At 64.5% G+C, this 17,742-nt stretch carries 15 protein-coding genes; 5 read left to right on the forward strand and 10 right to left on the reverse strand.

The window, feature by feature from the left end; all coding sequences use genetic code 11:
* The first annotated feature begins 200 nt into the window (after nt 1-200).
* On the forward strand, nt 201-1,814 hold the full coding sequence (locus N5C18_RS16960) for an ATP-binding protein (RefSeq protein WP_164242417.1): 1,614 nt from the start codon (nt 201-203) through the stop codon (nt 1,812-1,814).
* A gap of 60 nt (nt 1,815-1,874) precedes the next feature.
* Nucleotides 1,875-3,248: a sigma-54 dependent transcriptional regulator gene (locus tag N5C18_RS16965; RefSeq protein WP_053510575.1), complete on the forward strand. Its 1,374-nt coding sequence runs from the start codon at nt 1,875-1,877 to the stop codon at nt 3,246-3,248.
* A gap of 107 nt (nt 3,249-3,355) precedes the next feature.
* Here the strand turns inward: N5C18_RS16965 and pilB are convergent, their stop codons facing one another.
* The 3 genes from pilB to N5C18_RS16980 form a co-directional block, all read right to left on the reverse strand.
* Nucleotides 3,356-5,086, reverse strand: a complete 1,731-nt coding sequence (gene pilB, locus N5C18_RS16970) for a type IV-A pilus assembly ATPase PilB (protein ID WP_053510577.1) — start codon at nt 5,084-5,086, stop codon at nt 3,356-3,358.
* 221 nt (nt 5,087-5,307) lie between these two features.
* The gene (locus N5C18_RS16975) at nt 5,308-5,721 is read right to left on the reverse strand and encodes a pilin (protein WP_053510599.1); all 414 of its coding nucleotides are present in this window, start codon (nt 5,719-5,721) and stop codon (nt 5,308-5,310) included.
* 129 nt (nt 5,722-5,850) lie between these two features.
* The gene (locus N5C18_RS16980) at nt 5,851-6,273 is read right to left on the reverse strand and encodes a pilin (RefSeq protein WP_004154422.1); all 423 of its coding nucleotides are present in this window, start codon (nt 6,271-6,273) and stop codon (nt 5,851-5,853) included.
* 354 nt (nt 6,274-6,627) lie between these two features.
* On the opposite strand from N5C18_RS16980, the gene N5C18_RS16985 reads away from it, so the two are divergent.
* Genes N5C18_RS16985 through coaE form a run of 3 tightly spaced genes read left to right on the forward strand, consistent with a single transcriptional unit; the run spans nt 6,628 to nt 9,381 of the window.
* Nucleotides 6,628-7,887, forward strand: a complete 1,260-nt coding sequence (locus tag N5C18_RS16985) for a type II secretion system F family protein (protein WP_279945194.1) — start codon at nt 6,628-6,630, stop codon at nt 7,885-7,887.
* 7 nt (nt 7,888-7,894) lie between these two features.
* Nucleotides 7,895-8,758, forward strand: coding sequence for an A24 family peptidase (locus N5C18_RS16990; protein ID WP_008268831.1), 864 nt, complete (start codon nt 7,895-7,897; stop codon nt 8,756-8,758).
* An 11-nt stretch (nt 8,759-8,769) separates the two neighbouring features.
* Nucleotides 8,770-9,381: a dephospho-CoA kinase gene (coaE, locus tag N5C18_RS16995; RefSeq protein ID WP_279945195.1), complete on the forward strand. Its 612-nt coding sequence runs from the start codon at nt 8,770-8,772 to the stop codon at nt 9,379-9,381.
* A gap of 58 nt (nt 9,382-9,439) precedes the next feature.
* Here coaE and N5C18_RS17000 read toward each other — a convergent pair whose 3' ends face one another.
* From N5C18_RS17000 to tssI, 7 genes are all read right to left on the reverse strand, one after another.
* Nucleotides 9,440-9,826 carry a hypothetical protein gene (locus N5C18_RS17000; RefSeq protein ID WP_279945197.1) on the reverse strand — a complete coding sequence of 129 codons (387 nt, stop codon included), beginning with the start codon at nt 9,824-9,826 and terminating at the stop codon, nt 9,440-9,442.
* 414 nt (nt 9,827-10,240) lie between these two features.
* Nucleotides 10,241-12,226 carry a DUF2235 domain-containing protein gene (locus N5C18_RS17005; RefSeq protein ID WP_345782066.1) on the reverse strand — a complete coding sequence of 662 codons (1,986 nt, stop codon included), beginning with the start codon at nt 12,224-12,226 and terminating at the stop codon, nt 10,241-10,243.
* A gap of 176 nt (nt 12,227-12,402) precedes the next feature.
* Nucleotides 12,403-13,029 (reverse strand): DUF3304 domain-containing protein, encoded by a 627-nt coding sequence (locus tag N5C18_RS17010; protein ID WP_279945199.1) that lies wholly within the window; start codon nt 13,027-13,029, stop codon nt 12,403-12,405.
* A 271-nt stretch (nt 13,030-13,300) separates the two neighbouring features.
* Nucleotides 13,301-13,645 (reverse strand): hypothetical protein, encoded by a 345-nt coding sequence (locus N5C18_RS17015; RefSeq protein ID WP_279935490.1) that lies wholly within the window; start codon nt 13,643-13,645, stop codon nt 13,301-13,303.
* A 41-nt stretch (nt 13,646-13,686) separates the two neighbouring features.
* Nucleotides 13,687-14,286 carry a DUF3304 domain-containing protein gene (locus N5C18_RS17020; protein WP_279945200.1) on the reverse strand — a complete coding sequence of 200 codons (600 nt, stop codon included), beginning with the start codon at nt 14,284-14,286 and terminating at the stop codon, nt 13,687-13,689.
* Nucleotides 14,283-15,098 (reverse strand): DUF4123 domain-containing protein, encoded by an 816-nt coding sequence (locus N5C18_RS17025; protein WP_279945201.1) that lies wholly within the window; start codon nt 15,096-15,098, stop codon nt 14,283-14,285. Before N5C18_RS17025 ends, N5C18_RS17020 begins: the two co-directional genes overlap by 4 nt.
* On the reverse strand, nt 15,091-17,700 hold the full coding sequence (tssI, locus tag N5C18_RS17030) for a type VI secretion system tip protein TssI/VgrG (RefSeq protein ID WP_279945203.1): 2,610 nt from the start codon (nt 17,698-17,700) through the stop codon (nt 15,091-15,093). The genes N5C18_RS17025 and tssI overlap by 8 nt, the downstream gene beginning before the upstream one ends.
* Nucleotides 17,701-17,742 lie beyond the last annotated feature (42 nt).

Genomic DNA, 17,742 nt, shown 5'->3' on the forward strand with positions numbered 1-17,742 from the left:
GGCCAAATGCGCGATCCGGGCCACTCCCACGGCACGCTTTGCGGGGGCCTATACTGGTCAGCCAGGGTGTGCAGCGTCGAGCCTGCTCGACCGCTTCCACCACGGGCCACATAGAAGCGACGCGCCGGCCCGGCTTCAGGGGACGCCGGACCGGTGCATCGCAGATTCCAGACCCAGGCAGCCAGAAGGGGAGTTCCGGCGTGTCACCCAGTGCTTCATTGATCGACCGCATCGAATCGATCCCGCGGCGTGAGCTGTATTTCTTCGCGCTGTACCGGGTGCTGATCGCAACCGTCATCGCCGCCCTGCTCTACAGCCCTCTGTCCGGCCTGGTCGGCGAGGCCCATCACCCGCGGCTGGCCGATGTGGTTGCGGTCATCTATCTGGCGTTGTCGCTGCTGGCCCTGGTGATCGGCCGCAACGAACGCTGGCTGCGGCCGATCGTGGTCAGCGGCGTGCTGGTGGACATCGTTGCCGCCACCCTGCTGTCGCATGCCCTGCCCGGTGCAAGCGCCGGCATCTCGATGTCGCTGCTGTTCAACATCGCCGCCGCCGCCACCCTGCTGCCACTCAGCCTCGGCCTGGGCCTGGCGCTGGCCGCCAGCCTGGCCACCGGCGTCGAATACACCTGGAAGCTGCTGGAAGGCGGCGACCCCACCCGCACCCTGGCCGAGCTGGCGATGTTCACCACCAGCTACCTGGCCCTGGCCTTCATCAGCTACCAGGTCGGCAACCGCGCCCGCCGCAACCAGCAGCTGGCCAACCAGCGCGGCGACGAAGTAGCCAACCTGTTCCAGATCAACGAACTGATCATCCGCCGCATGCGCACCGGCGTGCTGGTGGTGGACGCCGACAACCGCATCACCCTGGCCAACGAGGCCGCCTCGATGCTGCTGGGCGACAGCGACGGCAACGGCGAGAGCGGGCGCCTGGACCTGGCCAGCGCCGCGCCGGAACTGACCCGCCGCCTGCAGCGCTGGCGCAATGGCTGGGCACAGGACGAACTGCCGCTGCAGCTCAACCCCGACCAGCCGGAAGTGCAGCCGCGCTTCGCCCGCCTGCTGGCCGGCAGCGACCTCGCCCTGGTGTTCCTGGACGATTCCAGCGTGGTGTCCCGCCGCGCCGAATCGCTCACCCTGTCGGCGATGGGCCGCTTCTCGGCCAGCCTCGCCCACGAGATCCGCAACCCGCTGGCGGCCATCAACTATGCCGTGCAGCTGCTCGAGGAAGGCACCGGCTTCAACGAAAGCGAGCGCCGACTGCTGCAGATCATCCGCCAGCAATGCCAGCGCACCAACGGCATCGTCGAAAGCGTGCTGGGGCTGGCCCGACGCGAGCGCGCCACGCCCGAGAACGTGGACCTGGCCGCCTTCGTGCGCCGCTTCGTGCTGGAGTACAAGCAGGGGCAGACTCTGGAGACGGACAGCATCGAACCGATCATCAATGACACCGCGGTGATGGCCCAGGTCGATACCCGCCACCTGTACCAGGTGCTGACCGTGCTGGTGCACAACGCGCTCAAGTACGGGCGCATCGGCCAGCAGCCGGCGCGGGTGCGCCTGCGCGTGGCCCAGCACGAGCGCAGCGCGGTGATCGACGTGATGGACCGCGGCCCGGGCATTCCCGAGAGCGTGGCCGCGCAGTTGTTCCGCCCGTTCTTCACCACGTCCGAGCACGGCACCGGCCTGGGCCTGTATATCGCCCGCGAGCTGTGCCGGGCCAACCAGGCGCGGCTCGACTACATCCCGGTGCCGGCCGGTGGCTCCTGCTTCCGCCTGGTGCTGCCCGGTCCGCACACGCTGCTGCCCACCTGATTCCGATTCCGTGCGTCAAACATTTGTCGCATCCAGCCCCCTCGTTTATCTTTCACGCCCATGAACGAAACCCGCAGCGCCCTCGTCGTCGACGACGAACGCGACATCCGCGAACTGCTGGTACTGACCCTCGGCCGCATGGGGCTGCGCATCAGTACCGCCGCCAACCTGGCCGAAGCACGTGAACTGCTGGCCAGCAATCCGTATGACCTGTGCATCACCGACATGCGCTTGCCGGATGGCAACGGCATCGAACTGGTCAGCGAGATCGCCCAGCACTATCCGCGCACGCCGGTGGCGATGATCACCGCCTTCGGCAGCATGGATCTGGCGGTGGAAGCGCTGAAGGCCGGGGCCTTCGACTTCGTCAGCAAGCCGGTGGACATCTCGGTGCTGCGCGGCCTGGTCAAGCACGCACTGGAACTCAACAACACCGAACGCCCCACGCCCGGCCCCAGTGCCGAACAGGGTGCGCGCCTGCTCGGCGATTCGCCGGCCATGGACGTGCTGCGCACCACCATCGGCAAGGTCGCGCGCAGCCAGGCGCCGGTCTACATCCTGGGCGAGTCCGGGGTGGGCAAGGAGTTGGTCGCGCGCACCATCCATGCCCAGGGCGCGCGTGCGGCCGGCCCGTTCGTGCCGGTCAACTGCGGCGCCATCCCCGGCGAGCTGATGGAGAGTGAATTCTTCGGCCATCGCAAGGGCAGTTTCAGCGGCGCGCACGCCGACAAGCCGGGCCTGTTCCAGGCTGCCCATGGCGGCACCCTGTTCCTGGACGAAGTGGCCGAACTGCCGCTGCAGATGCAGGTGAAGCTGCTGCGCGCGATCCAGGAAAAATCGGTGCGCGCGGTCGGTGCGCCCAACGAGGAACCGGTGGACGTGCGGATTCTCTCGGCCACCCACCGCGACCTGGCGGAACTGGTCGAAGACGGGCGCTTCCGCCACGACCTGTACTACCGCATCAACGTGATCGAACTGAAGGTGCCGCCGCTGCGTGAGCGCCGCCAGGACCTGCCGGAACTGGCCGCGGCAGTGCTGGCGCGGCTGGCCCGCAGCCATGGCCGCGCCACCCCGCTGCTGGCGCCGTCGGCACTGGAGGCGCTGGCCCAGTATGCCTTCCCCGGCAATGTGCGCGAGCTGGAGAACATCCTGGAACGTGCGCTGGCACTGGCCGAGGAAGACTGCATCGGTGCCGATGACCTGCGCCTGCCGCAGCACGCCCCGCGCGCCCCAGGCAGTGCCGCCCCGGCCGAAGCGGTGGCCGACCTGCAGCCGGGCAGCGCCGCCCTGCCCTCCTACATCGAGCAGCTCGAGCGCAGCGCCATCCAGCGCGCGCTGGAAGAGAACCGCTGGAACAAGACCCGCACCGCCGCGCAGCTGGGCATCACCTTCCGCGCGCTGCGCTACAAGCTGAAGAAGCTGGGAATGGAGTAGAGCCGGGACCACGCAGTCCCGATCACGAACGCAGACCCAAGCGGTAGTGCCGGCCGCTGGCCGGCAACCTCATGCATCGCGGCATCCACGCATGGCGTGGATCTACCTCAATCCTTGGTGACGCGATTGATCTCGGCCAGGCTGGTAATGCCCGCGGCCGCCTTCTTCAATGCCGACTGCCGCAGATCATTCACGCCGATCTGCTGCGCCGCTTCGGCAATCTGCAGCGCGTTGCCGCCCGCCAGCACGATCGTGGCGATCTCATCGGTCATCGGCATCACCTGGTAGATGCCGGTGCGGCCCTTGTAGCCCTCGGTGCACTCGTCGCAGCCGACCGCCTCGTACAGCTGGATGCCCGCATCCAGCTGCGCCTGGGTGAAGCCCTCGGCCAGCAGCGCATGCTCGGGCAGCGTGGCCAGGCGCTTGCAGTTGCCACACAGGCGGCGCGCCAGGCGCTGGGCGATCACCAGCGTCACCGAGCTGGTGATGTTGTACGGCGCGATGCCCATGTTCATCAGGCGCGCGATGGTCTGCGGCGCATCGTTGGTATGCAGCGTGGACAGCACCATGTGGCCGGTCTGCGCCGCCTTGATCGCAATCTCCGCCGTTTCCAGGTCGCGGATTTCGCCGACCATGATGATGTCCGGGTCCTGGCGCAGGAACGAGCGCAGCGCAGCGGCAAAGGTCATGCCGCGCTTGTTGTTCTGCTGCACCTGGTTGACGCCGGGCAGGCGGATTTCCACCGGGTCTTCGGCGGTGGAGATGTTGCGCGTCTCGTCGTTGAGGATGCCCAGCGCCGTATACAGCGACACGGTCTTGCCCGAACCGGTCGGGCCGGTCACCAGCACCATGCCGTAGGGCTTGTGGATGGCATCCTGGAACAGCTTCTGCTGGTCCGGCTCGTAGCCCAGCTTGTCGATGCCCAGCTTGGCCGCACTGCCATCCAGGATACGCAGCACCACCTTCTCGCCGAACAGGGTCGGCAGTGTGCTCACGCGGAAGTCGATCTGCTTGGTCTTGGACAGGTTGAGCTTGATGCGGCCGTCCTGCGGCACGCGCTTCTCGGCGATGTCCAGCTGCGCCATCACCTTCAGGCGCGCGGCGATGCGCTGATTGAGCTTCACCGGCGCGCGCGCCACCATCTTCAGCAACCCGTCGATGCGCAGGCGCACCCGGTAGTCGTCTTCATAGGGCTCGAAGTGGATGTCCGAGGCGCCCTTGCGGATGGCATCCACCAGCACCTTGTTGACGAACTTCACCACCGGGGTGTCGTCGCCCTTGGCATCGATGCCGGAATCACCGCCGGTTCCCAGGTCCTCGTCACCCGCCGCTACATCCAGGTTTCCCATGCCCTCGTCGTCGCCGCCCAGCGCGTCACCGAGCGCTTCGTGGCTGGCATGCCATTGCTCCAGCGTGCGGCGGATCTGGTCTTCATCCACCAGGATCGGTTCCACCACCAGATTGGTGTGGAACTTGATCTCATCCAGCGAGTGGGTCGGGTTGCTGGTACCGACGAACAGCTTGCCGCCGCGTTTGAACAGCGGCAGCACGTTGTGCTTGCGCAGCAGTTCCTCGCTGACCAGGCTCATCGCGTTCTGGCTGGCGTCGAAGGTGGAGACATCGAACAGCGGCATGCCGAACTCGACCGCATTGGCCGCGGCCAGCTGCGCGGCACCTACCACCCTGTTCTGGGCGAACCAGGTCGGCAGGGGCTGGCGCGCGGCAGCAGCCTTGGCCATGGCATCGCGTGCGCCCGCTTCATCCAGGGCGCCGTCCTGGACCAGGCGGCGGGCCAGGCCGGTGATGCCGACGAGGTTGGCGGTGGTTACAGCATTCATATGAATCCTTGGCTCATGGGTCTGGCGGTACCACGCACCTTCCAGAGGCGCAGCACCGGGCAGCAGAACCTGCCACGGCCCCGTGACCGTCGGCATTGCCCATCCATAAGCAACACTGCCATGCCTGAACCTTCCGGCCCGGCAGGCATGATCCTGACTCCCCCGGGCATGATAGCCCCGTCAACGACCCGCCAACATCCCATTGGCGGGCCGGATTTCACTCAACAGCCTGCCGGACGATACCGCGCTTCGAAGGCACTGCCATCGCAGCTCCAGATGCCATCCGCCGCACGGCGGAGGATCAGATCCTTGCCCTGCACCGCGCTACCACCTTGCAGCGTGCAGGTAATGCTGCCGACACCCGCACTGTCCAGCTTCGCTTCAATCGTCGGGCAACGCTGTGTCGGCACAAGGCCGATATAGGCTGCCGTTACAACACTTGCATCTTTCGCATCCTGCGCCACGTACTCCATCGTGGTTTTCCCCGGTCGGATATCCGCCAGAGCAGCACCTACCTGTGCCTTGGCCATGTAGACCTGGTAAAGAGGCACAGCGATGGCAGAGAGGATTGCGATGATCGCGATGACGATCATCAGTTCGATGAGGGTGAACCCCTCTTCGTTTGGATGCTTCATGACCAGTCTGTCCCCAAACAGATTGTCTAAACCTAACCTTCGGACCCGTTGCTTCAACGTACCGATATCCCATAAACAAGAGCCCCGCATCGCGGGGCTCTTGCTCACATCATGAAAACCCGTAATCGATTACGGGTTTGCTGCGGCTTCGCCACAACCGGCCGGACGATACTTATCTTCCAAGTCAGTGGTGCAGGTCCAAGCACCGGCTGCACTGCGGTTCAGGGTGACATTCTTGGTCGCAACCTTGGAATTGCCCTTCAGCACGCAAGCAATCGAAGCGGTGCCGTCCTCGGCATCGCCGGTACCGGAGATGGCGCAGCGCTCAGTCGCCGCCGTCAGACCGATGCCAGCAGCGTCGGCGTAGCTCTTGCCTTCATTCAGCAGAACTTCGGCCTGGGTCTTGCCCGGGGTGATTTCAGCGAGGCCGGCAGTGGCCTGCGACTTGGCCACGTAGTCCTGGTACATCGGCAGAGCGATGGCGGCCAGGATGGCGATGATCGCGACGACGATCATCAGTTCGATAAGGGTGAAGCCCTTCTGGTTCTTCATTGTGGTACATCCCCAAGATAGTGGTGGTTGATATCAGCGGACAGGTTCGGTCCGGCCAGCGGCCAGTTGAGCGGGTCCTGCCCCCTGCGGGTGGATCAACGCAGGTTGCGTGCCAACCCCGGCACGCCTCCCCCTGGATTTCCCCGCGCCCATGATGGCAGCAATTCTGCGGATGGGAACCCCCCATATCCGAATCTGCGATGGACGCGGCAATGTGACGCAGTGCGTCACCTTTGGCCGGCCCCCGGCACGAAATCGCACGCTGGGCCGCCTTCCAACTGCCCAGACGGCCATGAACCGGCTACCATCGACGGCTAGACGCCCGCTGGGGATGGCGGGTCTTGGGGAGCCTATATGTCTGTCAGTGGCAGTGCGATCCAGAAGGAGCCCGTGGCGCGCAGCACCACGGAGCTGCAGCCGTTTGTCTGGGAGGGGACCGACAAGCGCGGAGTGAAGATGAAGGGTGAGCAGATGGCAAAGAACGCCAATCTGCTCAGGGCCGAACTACGCCGACAGGGCATCAACCCGGGCCAGGTCAAGGTCAAGCCCAAACCGCTTTTTGGTGCGGCAGGCAGCAAGATATCGCCGAAGGACATCGCCTTCTTCAGCCGCCAGATGGCGACCATGATGAAATCCGGCGTGCCGATCGTAACGGCGCTGGACATCATCGGCAGCGGGCACAAGAACCCGCGCATGAAGAAGATGGTGGACTCGCTCCGCACCGATATCGAGGGCGGTTCTTCGCTCTACGAGGCGGTCAGCAAGCACCCGGTGCAGTTCGATGAGCTGTACCGGAATCTGGTCAAGGCCGGTGAAGGCGCCGGTGTACTGGAGACGGTGCTTGATACCGTCGCTACCTACAAAGAGAACATCGAAGCCCTGAAGGGCAAGATCCGCAAGGCGATGTTCTACCCGGCCATGGTGCTGGCAGTCGCACTGATCGTCAGCGGCATCCTGCTGGTATGGGTTGTGCCGCAGTTCGAAGACGTGTTCAAGGGCTTCGGCGCGGACCTGCCGGCCTTCACGCAGATGATCGTCAACATGTCCCGGTTCATGGTGTCGTGGTGGTGGCTGATACTCATCGTCATCATCGGCTCCATCTTCGGCTTCATCGCCGCCTACAAGCGCTCGCCCAAACTGCAGCACACGATGGATCGGCTGGTCCTGAAGGTACCGGTGATCGGGCAGCTGATGCACAACAGTGCTATCGCCCGCTTCTCCCGTACAACGGCCGTCACCTTCAAGGCAGGTGTCCCGCTGGTGGAGGCGCTGGGCATCGTGGCCGGTGCCACCGGCAATACGGTGTACGAGGAGGCCGTCCTTCGCATGCGAGACGATGTCTCGGTGGGCTACCCCGTGAATGTGGCGATGAAGCAGCGCAACCTGTTCCCGCACATGGTCATCCAGATGACCGGCATCGGCGAAGAGGCCGGCGCCCTGGATGCGATGCTGTTCAAGGTGGCCGAGTACTATGAGCAGGAGGTCAACAATGCCGTTGACGCCCTGAGCAGCCTGCTGGAGCCGATCATCATGGTGATCATTGGTACCATCGTCGGCGGCATGGTCATCGGCATGTACCTGCCGATCTTCAAGCTCGCTTCCGTCGTCGGATAACACATACATGGCTTTTCTCGACCAGCATCCCGGCCTCGGCTACCCCGCCGCGGCCGCCCTGGGACTGCTGCTGGGCAGTTTCCTGAACGTCGTCATCCTGCGCCTGCCCAAGCGGCTGGAGTGGCAGTGGAAGCGCGATGCGCGCGAGGTCCTGGAGGAACCGGACTACTACGAACCGCCCCCACCGGGCATCGTGGTCGAGCCTTCGCACTGCCCGCACTGCAAGCACAAGCTGAGCTGGTACGAGAACATCCCCCTGTTCAGCTGGATCATCCAGGGCGGCAAGTGCCGCCACTGCAAGGCGCCCATCTCGCTGCAGTACCCGCTGGTGGAGGCCATGACCTCGCTGCTGGTGCTGGCCTGCGTCTGGCAGTTCGGCTTCGGCTGGCAGGGCTTCGGTGCCATCGTGCTGACCTGCTTCCTGATCGCCCTGTCGGGCATCGACCTGCGCACCCAGCTGTTGCCGGACCAGTTGACCCTGCCCCTGATGTGGCTGGGGCTGATAGGCAGCATCGACAACCTGTACATGCCGGCCAAGCCTGCCCTGATCGGCGCAGCGCTGGGCTATCTGTCGCTTTGGGCGGTCTGGTGGCTGTTCAAGCAGCTGACCGGCAAGGAAGGCATGGGCCACGGCGATTTCAAACTGCTGGCGGCACTCGGTGCCTGGTGCGGGCTGAAGGGCATCCTGCCGATCATCCTGCTGTCCTCGGTGCTGGGCGCCATCATCGGCTCGATCTGGCTGTACAGCCGGGGCCGTGACCGCGCCACCCCCATCCCGTTCGGGCCGTACCTGGCCATCGCCGGCTGGCTGTACTTCATGTGGGGCGGGCCGTTGGTAGAGCAGTATCTGGTCCTGAGCGGCCTGCGCTGAGGGGATTCCCCATGAGCCGGTATGTGGTTGGCCTGACCGGCGGCATCGCCGCCGGCAAGAGCGAGGTGACCCGGCGCTTCGAGGCGCTGGGCATCGTGGTGGCCGATGCCGATCTGGCCGCGCGCGCCGTGGTGGCCGCCGGCAGCCCGGCGCTGGGCCGTATCGCAGAACGTTTCGGCGCTGACATGCTGCTGGCCGACGGCAGCCTGAACCGGGCGCGCCTGCGCGCCCACGTCTTCGCCGACCCGGCCGAACGGGTGGCACTGGAAGCCATCACCCACCCGGCCATCCGCCTGCTGATGCAACAGCAGTGCGAGCAGGCCACCAGCCCCTATGCGATTGCCGCCATTCCACTGCTGACCGAGGTTGGCGGGCGGCAGGCCTACCCGTGGCTGGACCGAGTACTGCTGGTGGATGCCCCCGAAGCCGTGCAGCACGCGCGGCTGATGCAGCGCGATGGTATCGACGCCGCACTGGCCGACCAGATGATTGCTGCGCAGGCCAGCCGGGCGCAGCGGTTGGCGCAGGCCGATGACGTGGTGGTCAACGATGGGCGGCCGCAGGATCTGCAGGTGCAGGTGGAACAGCTGCATGCGCGGTACCTGGGCTTGGCCGCGGGCTGAGACCTCGTTGCCGGCCAGCGGCCGGCACTACCGAAGCGCGTCCACGCGCCGCGCAGCTCTACTCCACCTGTTGCCGCGCGTGGCGGACCAGCTCTCGAGCGCCCAACAGCAAACCATCAACCACATCCGGGCTGAGCTGCTGGTGGGCACCGCCCTGTTCGCGTGCGGCTGCAGCGGCGTGCAGCACCTGGACCAGCACATCCAAGCCCGCCAACGTACGGCCAAGCCCAGCCCGGGTTGCGGCCTGCGCGGGACTGAGACCCTGCGCATCACACCGCTGACCATCCGCGCCGTCATGGCCATCCATGCGGGCCAGCAGGGCCGGCAACAGGTCTTCGGGGTCATCGAGCAGGGCTTCGAGCCGCTCGGCCGCATTGGCAGGCAGCCGGTTGACGGCATCGCCAATCAGGGCGGAAAGATGGGGAAATTCGGGGCGTGCGGACATGGTGAGTTCCTCGCAGACGGCAAGCCACCTGCAGAAGCAAGGTGGCGGACGGTGCGGGTTGGCGTACCGGACAACTCCCGACAGGTAGAAACTCCGGCGGATTTCAAGAATCCCCTCGCACCGTCCGCCGCAGGCGAAGCACGGTGCATTGTCTTCGATGCAAAACAGAACATCGGAGACTTCCTGTCGAACAGTTGATTTCAGGACGCCAATCCCGGCCAAGGCACCCGCCCCGGCCCAGCCATCACGCCACCTCACGAAGCGCATTTCTGTAGGGAAAATCGCCACTGCAAGGATTCGTGCAACGACACACGCCAGAGGCGCGCAACGCATCACACAGGTGTCGCGATGCACCTCGGCGCTGAGCCGCACCAGTAGCGCCGAGCACGCCGGTTACGACACTCCGCGCGCTCCCTAGGCGGCCGCCTCCTCCGCACGCTGCCACCTGCGTGCCGATGCCTCGGCCACCGTCACGCCGGGCGGATTGAGATAGCAGGTGCGCCAGCGCAGATAGCCCCACTGCCAGTGGTACTCGCGCCCGGTCAGCTGCAATGCTTCATCGAAGTCGTCGGGGCGCTGCCGCCAGTCAGTCAGCGCTTCCAGCTCCTGCACCGACATTCCCAACGGCACCCGCGGCTGGAACATCTGCCCGGAGCGTTGCATGCGCTCGCGCTCCTGCCGATGGGACCGCTCAATCGCATCCAGCTCGCGCATCCGCTGCTGATACGCCTCACGCTCGCGCCGCTGCACGTGAACCCACTCGTCATCGTCCAGCCCGAACGGCTTGAACCACGCCCGCGAGTCGTGCACGTATCCATCCAGAAACGCTGCCACGGGCGCCGGCGGGGCCTGCCGCGAGTCCCAGATCGCTTGGATCTGGCCATCCAGCCACTGCTGTTCCTTTTTGCCCCGCAACCTCGCCTGCACGAAATCCTGCACGGGAATACCCTGGAACCGAGGCGGCGTGGCCATGCCGTGGTGGGCCGCGTAAGGTTCCTCGGTGCGCAGGCGGGCCGTGGCGTTGTTGTAGCGCATCGCCCGCGCCTCCTGCACCAGCTCGGCATTGCCGCCACCCAGGTCCGCGCGGTCCTGCGCAGGCGCCTGCAGGTAGCCCGGCAGGCGATCGAAGTCATCCAGATGCTGCCGACGCCACAGCAGGTACTGGCGATAATGGGCATACATCAGCACCGCGGTGCGGTTGGCCTTGGCGGCGGGGGTGCTGGCCGGCAGGAACGGCGCCATCGCCTGCAGGTACGCGTTGTAGTGCTGGCGCAGTTTCGGGGAGACCTCGAACTGAGCGGCGGTTTCCTTATCCGCTTCGTCCATCGGCAGCAACGGCACCCCTGCTGCCAGCGCATGCCGGTACATGTCGCATAGCGGAATCTGCGAAAGCTTGTCGGCATCCTTCGGCGAACGCCCCTGCTCACCGGGCGTGTAGCCGCCGCCCACATCCGAATGTACCCCGGGGTAGATGATCTGCTCGCAGTTCGCGCCGTCCACCAGGTCCACCGGGAACGAACCGCGTACTTCATGCGCAGCCACCATATGCACACAGCGGCGTACATCGGCTGGAATGCGCAGGTCTTCGGCTGTTGCCCAACCACCGTGGCCATCGAACATCGACTCAAAGAAGCTCTGCGCGGCACCTACCGACGCGACCGTATCGAACAAGCCGACGAAATCGATCTGCACCGGAATTCCACACAAGCGCAGGGGCCCGGGGCCTGGGTCGCACGCATCGCCGAGCCAGTTGCAGAACACGCGCGCCTCGGTGGCGCCGCGCGAGAAGCCGAACACCGATATACGGATGCGGTCTACACGGGGATTCTGTTTCTGGAACGGGGCCACCTTCTTCGCAAGAAAAGCGCGTCGCTCCTGCAAGACTGCCCGGCGCCCCACGTGATCGGCGCGCGCCAGATGGGTTCCGCGCACCCGCTGCAACGCGCCCACCATGTTCCAGAAGCCGCCGCTCAGTGAGTTGCGAAGATCGATTTCCTCCTGCCCTTGGTTGACCGCTAGGTAGTTGGACAGCGACATCCGCGCCGCCTGCGCCAAGCGCTCTACGTCCTGCAGGTGCAAGCGGAGATCGGCACTCATCTTGCGCGCGATGGGGACGGTGGAATCGAAGCCCATCGCGGTCGTGACGGTTGTCTCTGCAAAATGGGTCAAGAGGTGGTCCTGGACCTTCATCAGCATCCAATTCACCCGACCCTCGCCGCCCCAGCCCGCCGCCGCGCCGGCACGGGCATGCCAGCCGGTGCCGGTGTCGCCAATTTCTCTCAGCGCCTCGGTGCCGACGCCTTGGATGTAGCTCGCAAAATTGGTTGGCCGACGACCAATTCCTTTGGCTCGCCCTAGATCATAGACGTCGAAGAGTCGAGACACATTGCTCTCGCTCATGTCCTTACGCTTCTTCGATGCCAGCCTGTGATTACGAGTCCCATCGAAGAAGCAGCCCATTGACACGTCTACTCCGCAATCCGTTTCAGTCCCCATACGGGAAGAGGAGTATCTCCCTAGTTCAGTCAAACTGAGTTGCGCCGAAGGATCTGACACCGGAGGCGCCACATTTACTCTCATTCTGTCACCCCGCCCCTTGCCGTCACCTCAAGAAATCCATTGATCTTTTCTGGATCACGCTCGCTGTCGGCAAAATCAAGATCGTAAGCAAATTTAGGGAAACCCGGAAAATATGGCGTAGCTATGACCCTCACCTCATCATCAGGGAAATACATAAAGAAGATGAAACCATCCAAGAAGGGCTTGTAGCGCGGCACAAAAATCTCCTTCTCAATATAGCTATGCGGATCCTTAAGGAACATGCTACTCGTACGGTAAGCAACCGTTACTTTCAGGCCCGGATGCCAAAGCCGAGGAAGCGTCACGCAGCAGGTTCGGCCATTGCTACTGGCTCGGGCACGCATCGCACCACCCCACGCATCATTGATGAAGACTTTTCCTAATCCCTCATCAGAGTAGTTCGCAATTCCAATCATCAGATGCATTTCTGACGGCGCGTCGGTGATATCGTGGCCAGACGCAGCGTCAATGATGCGTGGCTTCGGAGGACTGGGCGGTGGTGGACCCATCCTGAAATCCATGAACTTCAGCACCAGACCCGCCAAGGCAAACAGCGCAAGCCCGATCAGTGCAATCCTGACAAACACCTTTTTCACCACGGCCATTCGCTCAACGCCCTTCATTCAAACGCACCCTCGTCTACGACGCAGGTTGGGGTAGATGATCTGCTCGCAGTTCGCGCCATCCACCAAGTCCACCGGGAACGAGCCGCGTACTTCATGCGCGGCCACCATGTGCACACAGCAACGCACATCGGCGGGAATGCGAAGCAGATCATTGAAAGATCCACACCGCAGTCGGATCCGATTTCCGACAATGAGGCCGCATATCGCCCCGCTTCACTGGAACTGAGCTGCGTTGGTTGCTCTGACGTCGGAGTAGATACCCTTACCCTCACCATTCCGCCTCCTTGCCCGCTGTTGCCTCCAGAAATCTCTTAATCTTTTCTAGATCATCGTGTCCATCACCGAAGTCGATGTCGTAAGCGAAGCCTGGATATCCTGGGGAGTAGGAAGTGGCCGTGACCCGCACCTGATAGCCCGGAAAGCAGAAGAAATCGCGATTAAAAATTTCAAAAAGGCGCGAGATGTTTGATTCAGTTTTATTACCCAGGCGATGATAATTCAGCCTGTGATTTCGCGCTCCATCGAAGAAGCAACCAATGAAGATCCCCGCACCACAATCGGAAGATGATTCGACATTCGCACCTTCATTGCGAGCTAGTTCACGATGACTCAAGCTGGCACTACTGTCAGAAGCCGGAGGTGATACAGCCACTCTCATTGCACTACCTCCTCAGCAGCGGTCTCCATAAGAAACCGTGCAATCTTTGCTTCGTCACGCTCACGCCCTGCAAACTGAATGTCGTATGCGAACCCAGGATAACCGGGCGTATAAGGTGTAGCTACCACCCTCACCTGATCACCTGGAAAGTAGAAGAAATAGATGAATCCATCTAGAAACGGCTCATATGGCGCGACAAGAATGTCCCTCTCAACGTAGCTCTGAGGATCCCTGAGAAACATGCTGCTGGTGCGATAGACCACCGTCACCTTCAACCCCGGATGCCAGAGACGAGGCAACGCTACGCAGCAGGTTGCAGCGTTCCCACTGGCTCGTGGCTCCATCCCACCCGCCCAAGCGTCATTAATGAAGACCGTCCCCAACCCGTCATCCGAGTAGTTGGCTACGCCGATTCTCAATGACATCTCCAGTGGCGCGTCAGTGATATCGTGACCAGTATCCGGCTCAATGATGCGTGGCTTCGGAGGACCTAGCGGTAGTGGACCAATCCTGAAATCCATGAACTTCAGCACCAGGCCTGCCAAAGCAAACAGCGCCAGTCCAATCAGAATCACCCTCGTCAGAAACTTCTTCATGGCGTCTCATCTTCGCCATGGCGCCCATTCCTCACGGCAACCTCCTTGATCGTCATCCGATGCGCCAGCGCGGGATGGTCGATGCCTCGGCGTGCCAGACGTCCCAGCACGTGTTCCGCGCAGCGATGCACCTGCGAGGGCAGCATGCCGTCCGGGCGCAGCACGGGCCGCTGCAGGATGAAGCGCGTGATGGCATCGGCCTGGCTTCCGCTCCGTAGTGTGGCCTCCTGCGCCGCGGTGAACGTGAGCGGCCTGGCGTCGGCATCGAGCGGCACTCCCCCCTTGCCGGTTACGCACATCCAATCTCCGATGCGGGTGGGCAGGTGCCAGTCGTGTAGACCGCCCAGTACGCGCGTCCGCTGTGCATCGTCCAGCGCATCCAGCAGGCGGGCGGCGGCACGCCCATCGGCCCAGCGCAGCAACCACGGCTGGCCGGTGCTGGAACAGCCCTCCCAGATCCGCCGTAGATGCTCGGCCAATGCACGCGGGTCGGCGGTGCTGCGCAGCACCGACAGCATCGGCGCGCCGTTGCTCAGGTCCAGCAGCGCCTGCCAGCAGCGTTCGCGTACTCTGGCTTCGTCCGGCAGGACAGCCAGGCATGGCGACAACCGGTCCAACCCTTTGCCGGTATAGCGATGCGTAAACAGCGGCACCACGTCAGCGGCCAGCGCGCGCAGCTGCGTCCAGGCCTCTGGCGCGAATGCCATGTCCAGCAGCGCACAGGCGGGCTGCGCGTCCACACGCTGGTCGCCGGGGGTCTGCCACGGCAACCTGGAATGCCGCCACGGATCAATCCACGGGGCGTCAGCCATTCTTCGTAGACCATGGCAGGCCGGCCTGCATCGCCTTCAGCAGGCACTCCACGCAGACCGTCTGTGCGAACTGCGGTAGCGGAAACAGCTCCTGCACCGGACCGGTGAAGTGCCGATTGCCGGATTTGAAGGTCAATGTGCCTGGACAGCTCACCCGCAGGTGCCCGTCCTCCAGTGTGATCGAAGCGCCGCCGGCCGTTGCGATGTGCAGCGTGTTGCCTGCCGCCAGTTGCACCTCCCCGTGCTGGCTGGCTGCCACCAGTCCAGCGCGCGCCTGCAGGTGCACGGCGTCTGCCTGCGCCTGCATATCAAGCACCTGTTGGCCAGCCACCACGCTCAACCCGGCACTTCCCGGAGTGCGTGTGGCACCCGCCAACACGCCTATGGCCTGGCGGCACTGCCAACGCCCATGGCCGGCAACGGTCACCGACGAACTGCCGCCACTGGCCAGCAACGTACTGTGCCCCACGCCCAGCTGGATCGCCTGCCCGGCCACCTGGCAGATGCCTGCCGGTGCGGACAGGCCAAGCACCGCAGACCCGGTTGCAGGAATGTCTTCGCCAGCGCCCTGCAGCCGCTGCGATGCCGCCACGCTGTCGGCCAGGGTCTGCAGCACGCTGGCACCGTTGCCCTCGGCGGCGTGGCCGCGCAGCCGCACCGTACGTTGCTGCCGTGCCGCTTCATCAAAGGAGTGCGCCAGCACGAGCGTCTGCCGCAACAGCGCGACCGGCGCAGCGCGCAGACCGGCCGGGGTGGCCGCGGAGCGCTGCATGCTGTCCAGCCACAGGCCTGCCGTGGCACGCACGGCGCCCCACGCGTCGCTGCGCAGTTCGAATCCACTTCCGCGCAGGCTGCCGCGGAAGTTGTGTTGCAGGTGACGCAGATGACCCATGCTGATCGCGCTGTGGCACTGCGTTGTGCCAAGCCGTACCTGCAGCTGGTCATCGCTGTCGTCGAACTCGAGACTGTTACCGCCATGGCCGTCCCAGCTCTGCGAGCTGATGCCCCATACGGCGCCCACATCGCGCTGGGCCGATTCACCCGCGCCTGCAGCATGCCAGCGCGGGGCGTTGCCACCGGCCAGGTTGTTCTGGGCACTGCTGCCAGCATCGCTGGACAGCCCCAGCGCTTCAGCGCGTGACTCGCCCCGGCCGTTGTAGAGCGCACCCATCACGATGGGGCGGCAGAGGTCGCCGTTGATGAAGTCCACCACCACCTCCTGGCCGACGCGGGGCAGGAACTGACTGCCCACGCCGGGGCCGGCAAAGGTCTGGGCGACGCGCAGCCAACCGCTGTCGGCCCTGCTGTCGGTGGCAAAGCCGAACCGCACACGGATGCGCCCGTTGCTGTCCATGTGCAGCGGTGCACCGTCATCGCCACCGAGCACAGTGGCCAGTTGCGGGCCAGGGGCCGTCGACCGCCCAGCCCTGCCATCCGGAGAACGTCGCCATCGACGGTCGTACGGCATGGCCTCGAAGCGATTGGCATAGCCCAGCCTCTGCGCGCGGTCGGCAGGCACGGTGTCGGGCAGTGCGTGCAACGGCAGGTGCTGCTGCAGTTCGAGAACCTCAGGCAGCGTGTTGACCGCTGCGTGCTGCACCGCTGTAAGCAGCAACGCGGGCGCTACTCGCTGGCCGGGCTCTGGCAACACCTCGAATGCGTAGCCGGGCTGGAAGTCCGGCTCGGTGCCTTCGCCGGTCCAGCGCCGCTGCTCACACAACGCTGCCTCGGTGTCGCGCATCACCTCGGCCAAGGCCTCGCGCGAGGTCTCCCACGCCGCGTGGCGTGCCGGCGAATAGTCCTCCAATGGGCCACTGGCCACAGTGCGTACAGGCAGGCTGGCCGAAACCACACGCAACGGATCGTCCAGATCCGCCACCCGGGTCATGTGGGTCGGCACGACGCGACAGGTCTCATGCAACAGCGCGATGCCCGCGTCATCGGGCACGCGCTGGGTCTGGTGCAGGCGTCGGGGCCGTGACAGCAGCGAGCATCGGGTACTGTCGCCGAAGATCATCATCGTATGCCCGCCCGGTACATCGGGCAGCGTGCGGATGCACCAGCCCAGGCCTTCATCGGCCATCAACTGCTGCAGGAACGCCATGTCCGATTGGCGGTACTGCACGCGATAGCCCCGGCACCGGCGGTCGATGGCAGCAGTACTTCCAACGTGCCAGGACCAATGCGCCAGCGGCGCGTGCACCGAGAGCACCGTGCTGATGATGCTGGCCACGTCCTGATCCTGGAACACGCGACTGTGGCGGCTGTCATGCAGCCAGGCGGTCCAGTCGGCCAGGTGCACGCGGTACCGCACGAGGCGGCCTGCGCAGGCCAGGCGCTCGACACTGCGGATCAGCCCGACCCGGACAACGTCTGCACCGTCCGGCAGGCGTGTGGTGATGCTTGCCGGCCGGGCCACCCAATCATCCAGGCTGTGCTCGCACGGCTCGCCCAGCAGATCGATCTGGCAGCGCAGGCCTTCGGACAACGATTCGCTGCCGTGCCAACGCTCCACGATCAACCGCAATGCGGTGGGACCGCAGAATCGATGGACGCGCGACGACGCCTCGTGGGCAGCAACGAACGACGATCGGTGATCCATGGCAGTTCCTTGACAGACACAGCGCGCGAAGAAACGCGCTTT

It is taken from the genome of Stenotrophomonas sp. GD03930, assembly GCF_029839665.1.
GTDB classification, from domain to species: domain Bacteria; phylum Pseudomonadota; class Gammaproteobacteria; order Xanthomonadales; family Xanthomonadaceae; genus Stenotrophomonas; species Stenotrophomonas forensis.

Excerpts from the sequence above, each read along its gene's own strand:
- N5C18_RS16965 (WP_053510575.1), top strand. The coding sequence starts at position 1,875 with ATGAACGAAACCCGCAGCGCCCTCGTCGTCGACGACGAACGCGACATC.
- pilB (WP_053510577.1), bottom strand. The coding sequence starts at position 5,086 with ATGAATGCTGTAACCACCGCCAACCTCGTCGGCATCACCGGCCTGGCC.
- N5C18_RS16975 (WP_053510599.1), bottom strand. The coding sequence starts at position 5,721 with ATGAAGCATCCAAACGAAGAGGGGTTCACCCTCATCGAACTGATGATC.
- N5C18_RS16980 (WP_004154422.1), bottom strand. The coding sequence starts at position 6,273 with ATGAAGAACCAGAAGGGCTTCACCCTTATCGAACTGATGATCGTCGTC.
- N5C18_RS16985 (WP_279945194.1), top strand. The coding sequence starts at position 6,628 with ATGTCTGTCAGTGGCAGTGCGATCCAGAAGGAGCCCGTGGCGCGCAGC.
- N5C18_RS16990 (WP_008268831.1), top strand. The coding sequence starts at position 7,895 with ATGGCTTTTCTCGACCAGCATCCCGGCCTCGGCTACCCCGCCGCGGCC.
- coaE (WP_279945195.1), top strand. The coding sequence starts at position 8,770 with ATGAGCCGGTATGTGGTTGGCCTGACCGGCGGCATCGCCGCCGGCAAG.
- N5C18_RS17000 (WP_279945197.1), bottom strand. The coding sequence starts at position 9,826 with ATGTCCGCACGCCCCGAATTTCCCCATCTTTCCGCCCTGATTGGCGAT.
- N5C18_RS17005 (WP_345782066.1), bottom strand. The coding sequence starts at position 12,226 with ATGAGCGAGAGCAATGTGTCTCGACTCTTCGACGTCTATGATCTAGGG.
- N5C18_RS17010 (WP_279945199.1), bottom strand. The coding sequence starts at position 13,029 with ATGAAGGGCGTTGAGCGAATGGCCGTGGTGAAAAAGGTGTTTGTCAGG.
- N5C18_RS17020 (WP_279945200.1), bottom strand. The coding sequence starts at position 14,286 with ATGAAGAAGTTTCTGACGAGGGTGATTCTGATTGGACTGGCGCTGTTT.
- N5C18_RS17025 (WP_279945201.1), bottom strand. The coding sequence starts at position 15,098 with ATGGCTGACGCCCCGTGGATTGATCCGTGGCGGCATTCCAGGTTGCCG.
- tssI (WP_279945203.1), bottom strand. The coding sequence starts at position 17,700 with ATGGATCACCGATCGTCGTTCGTTGCTGCCCACGAGGCGTCGTCGCGC.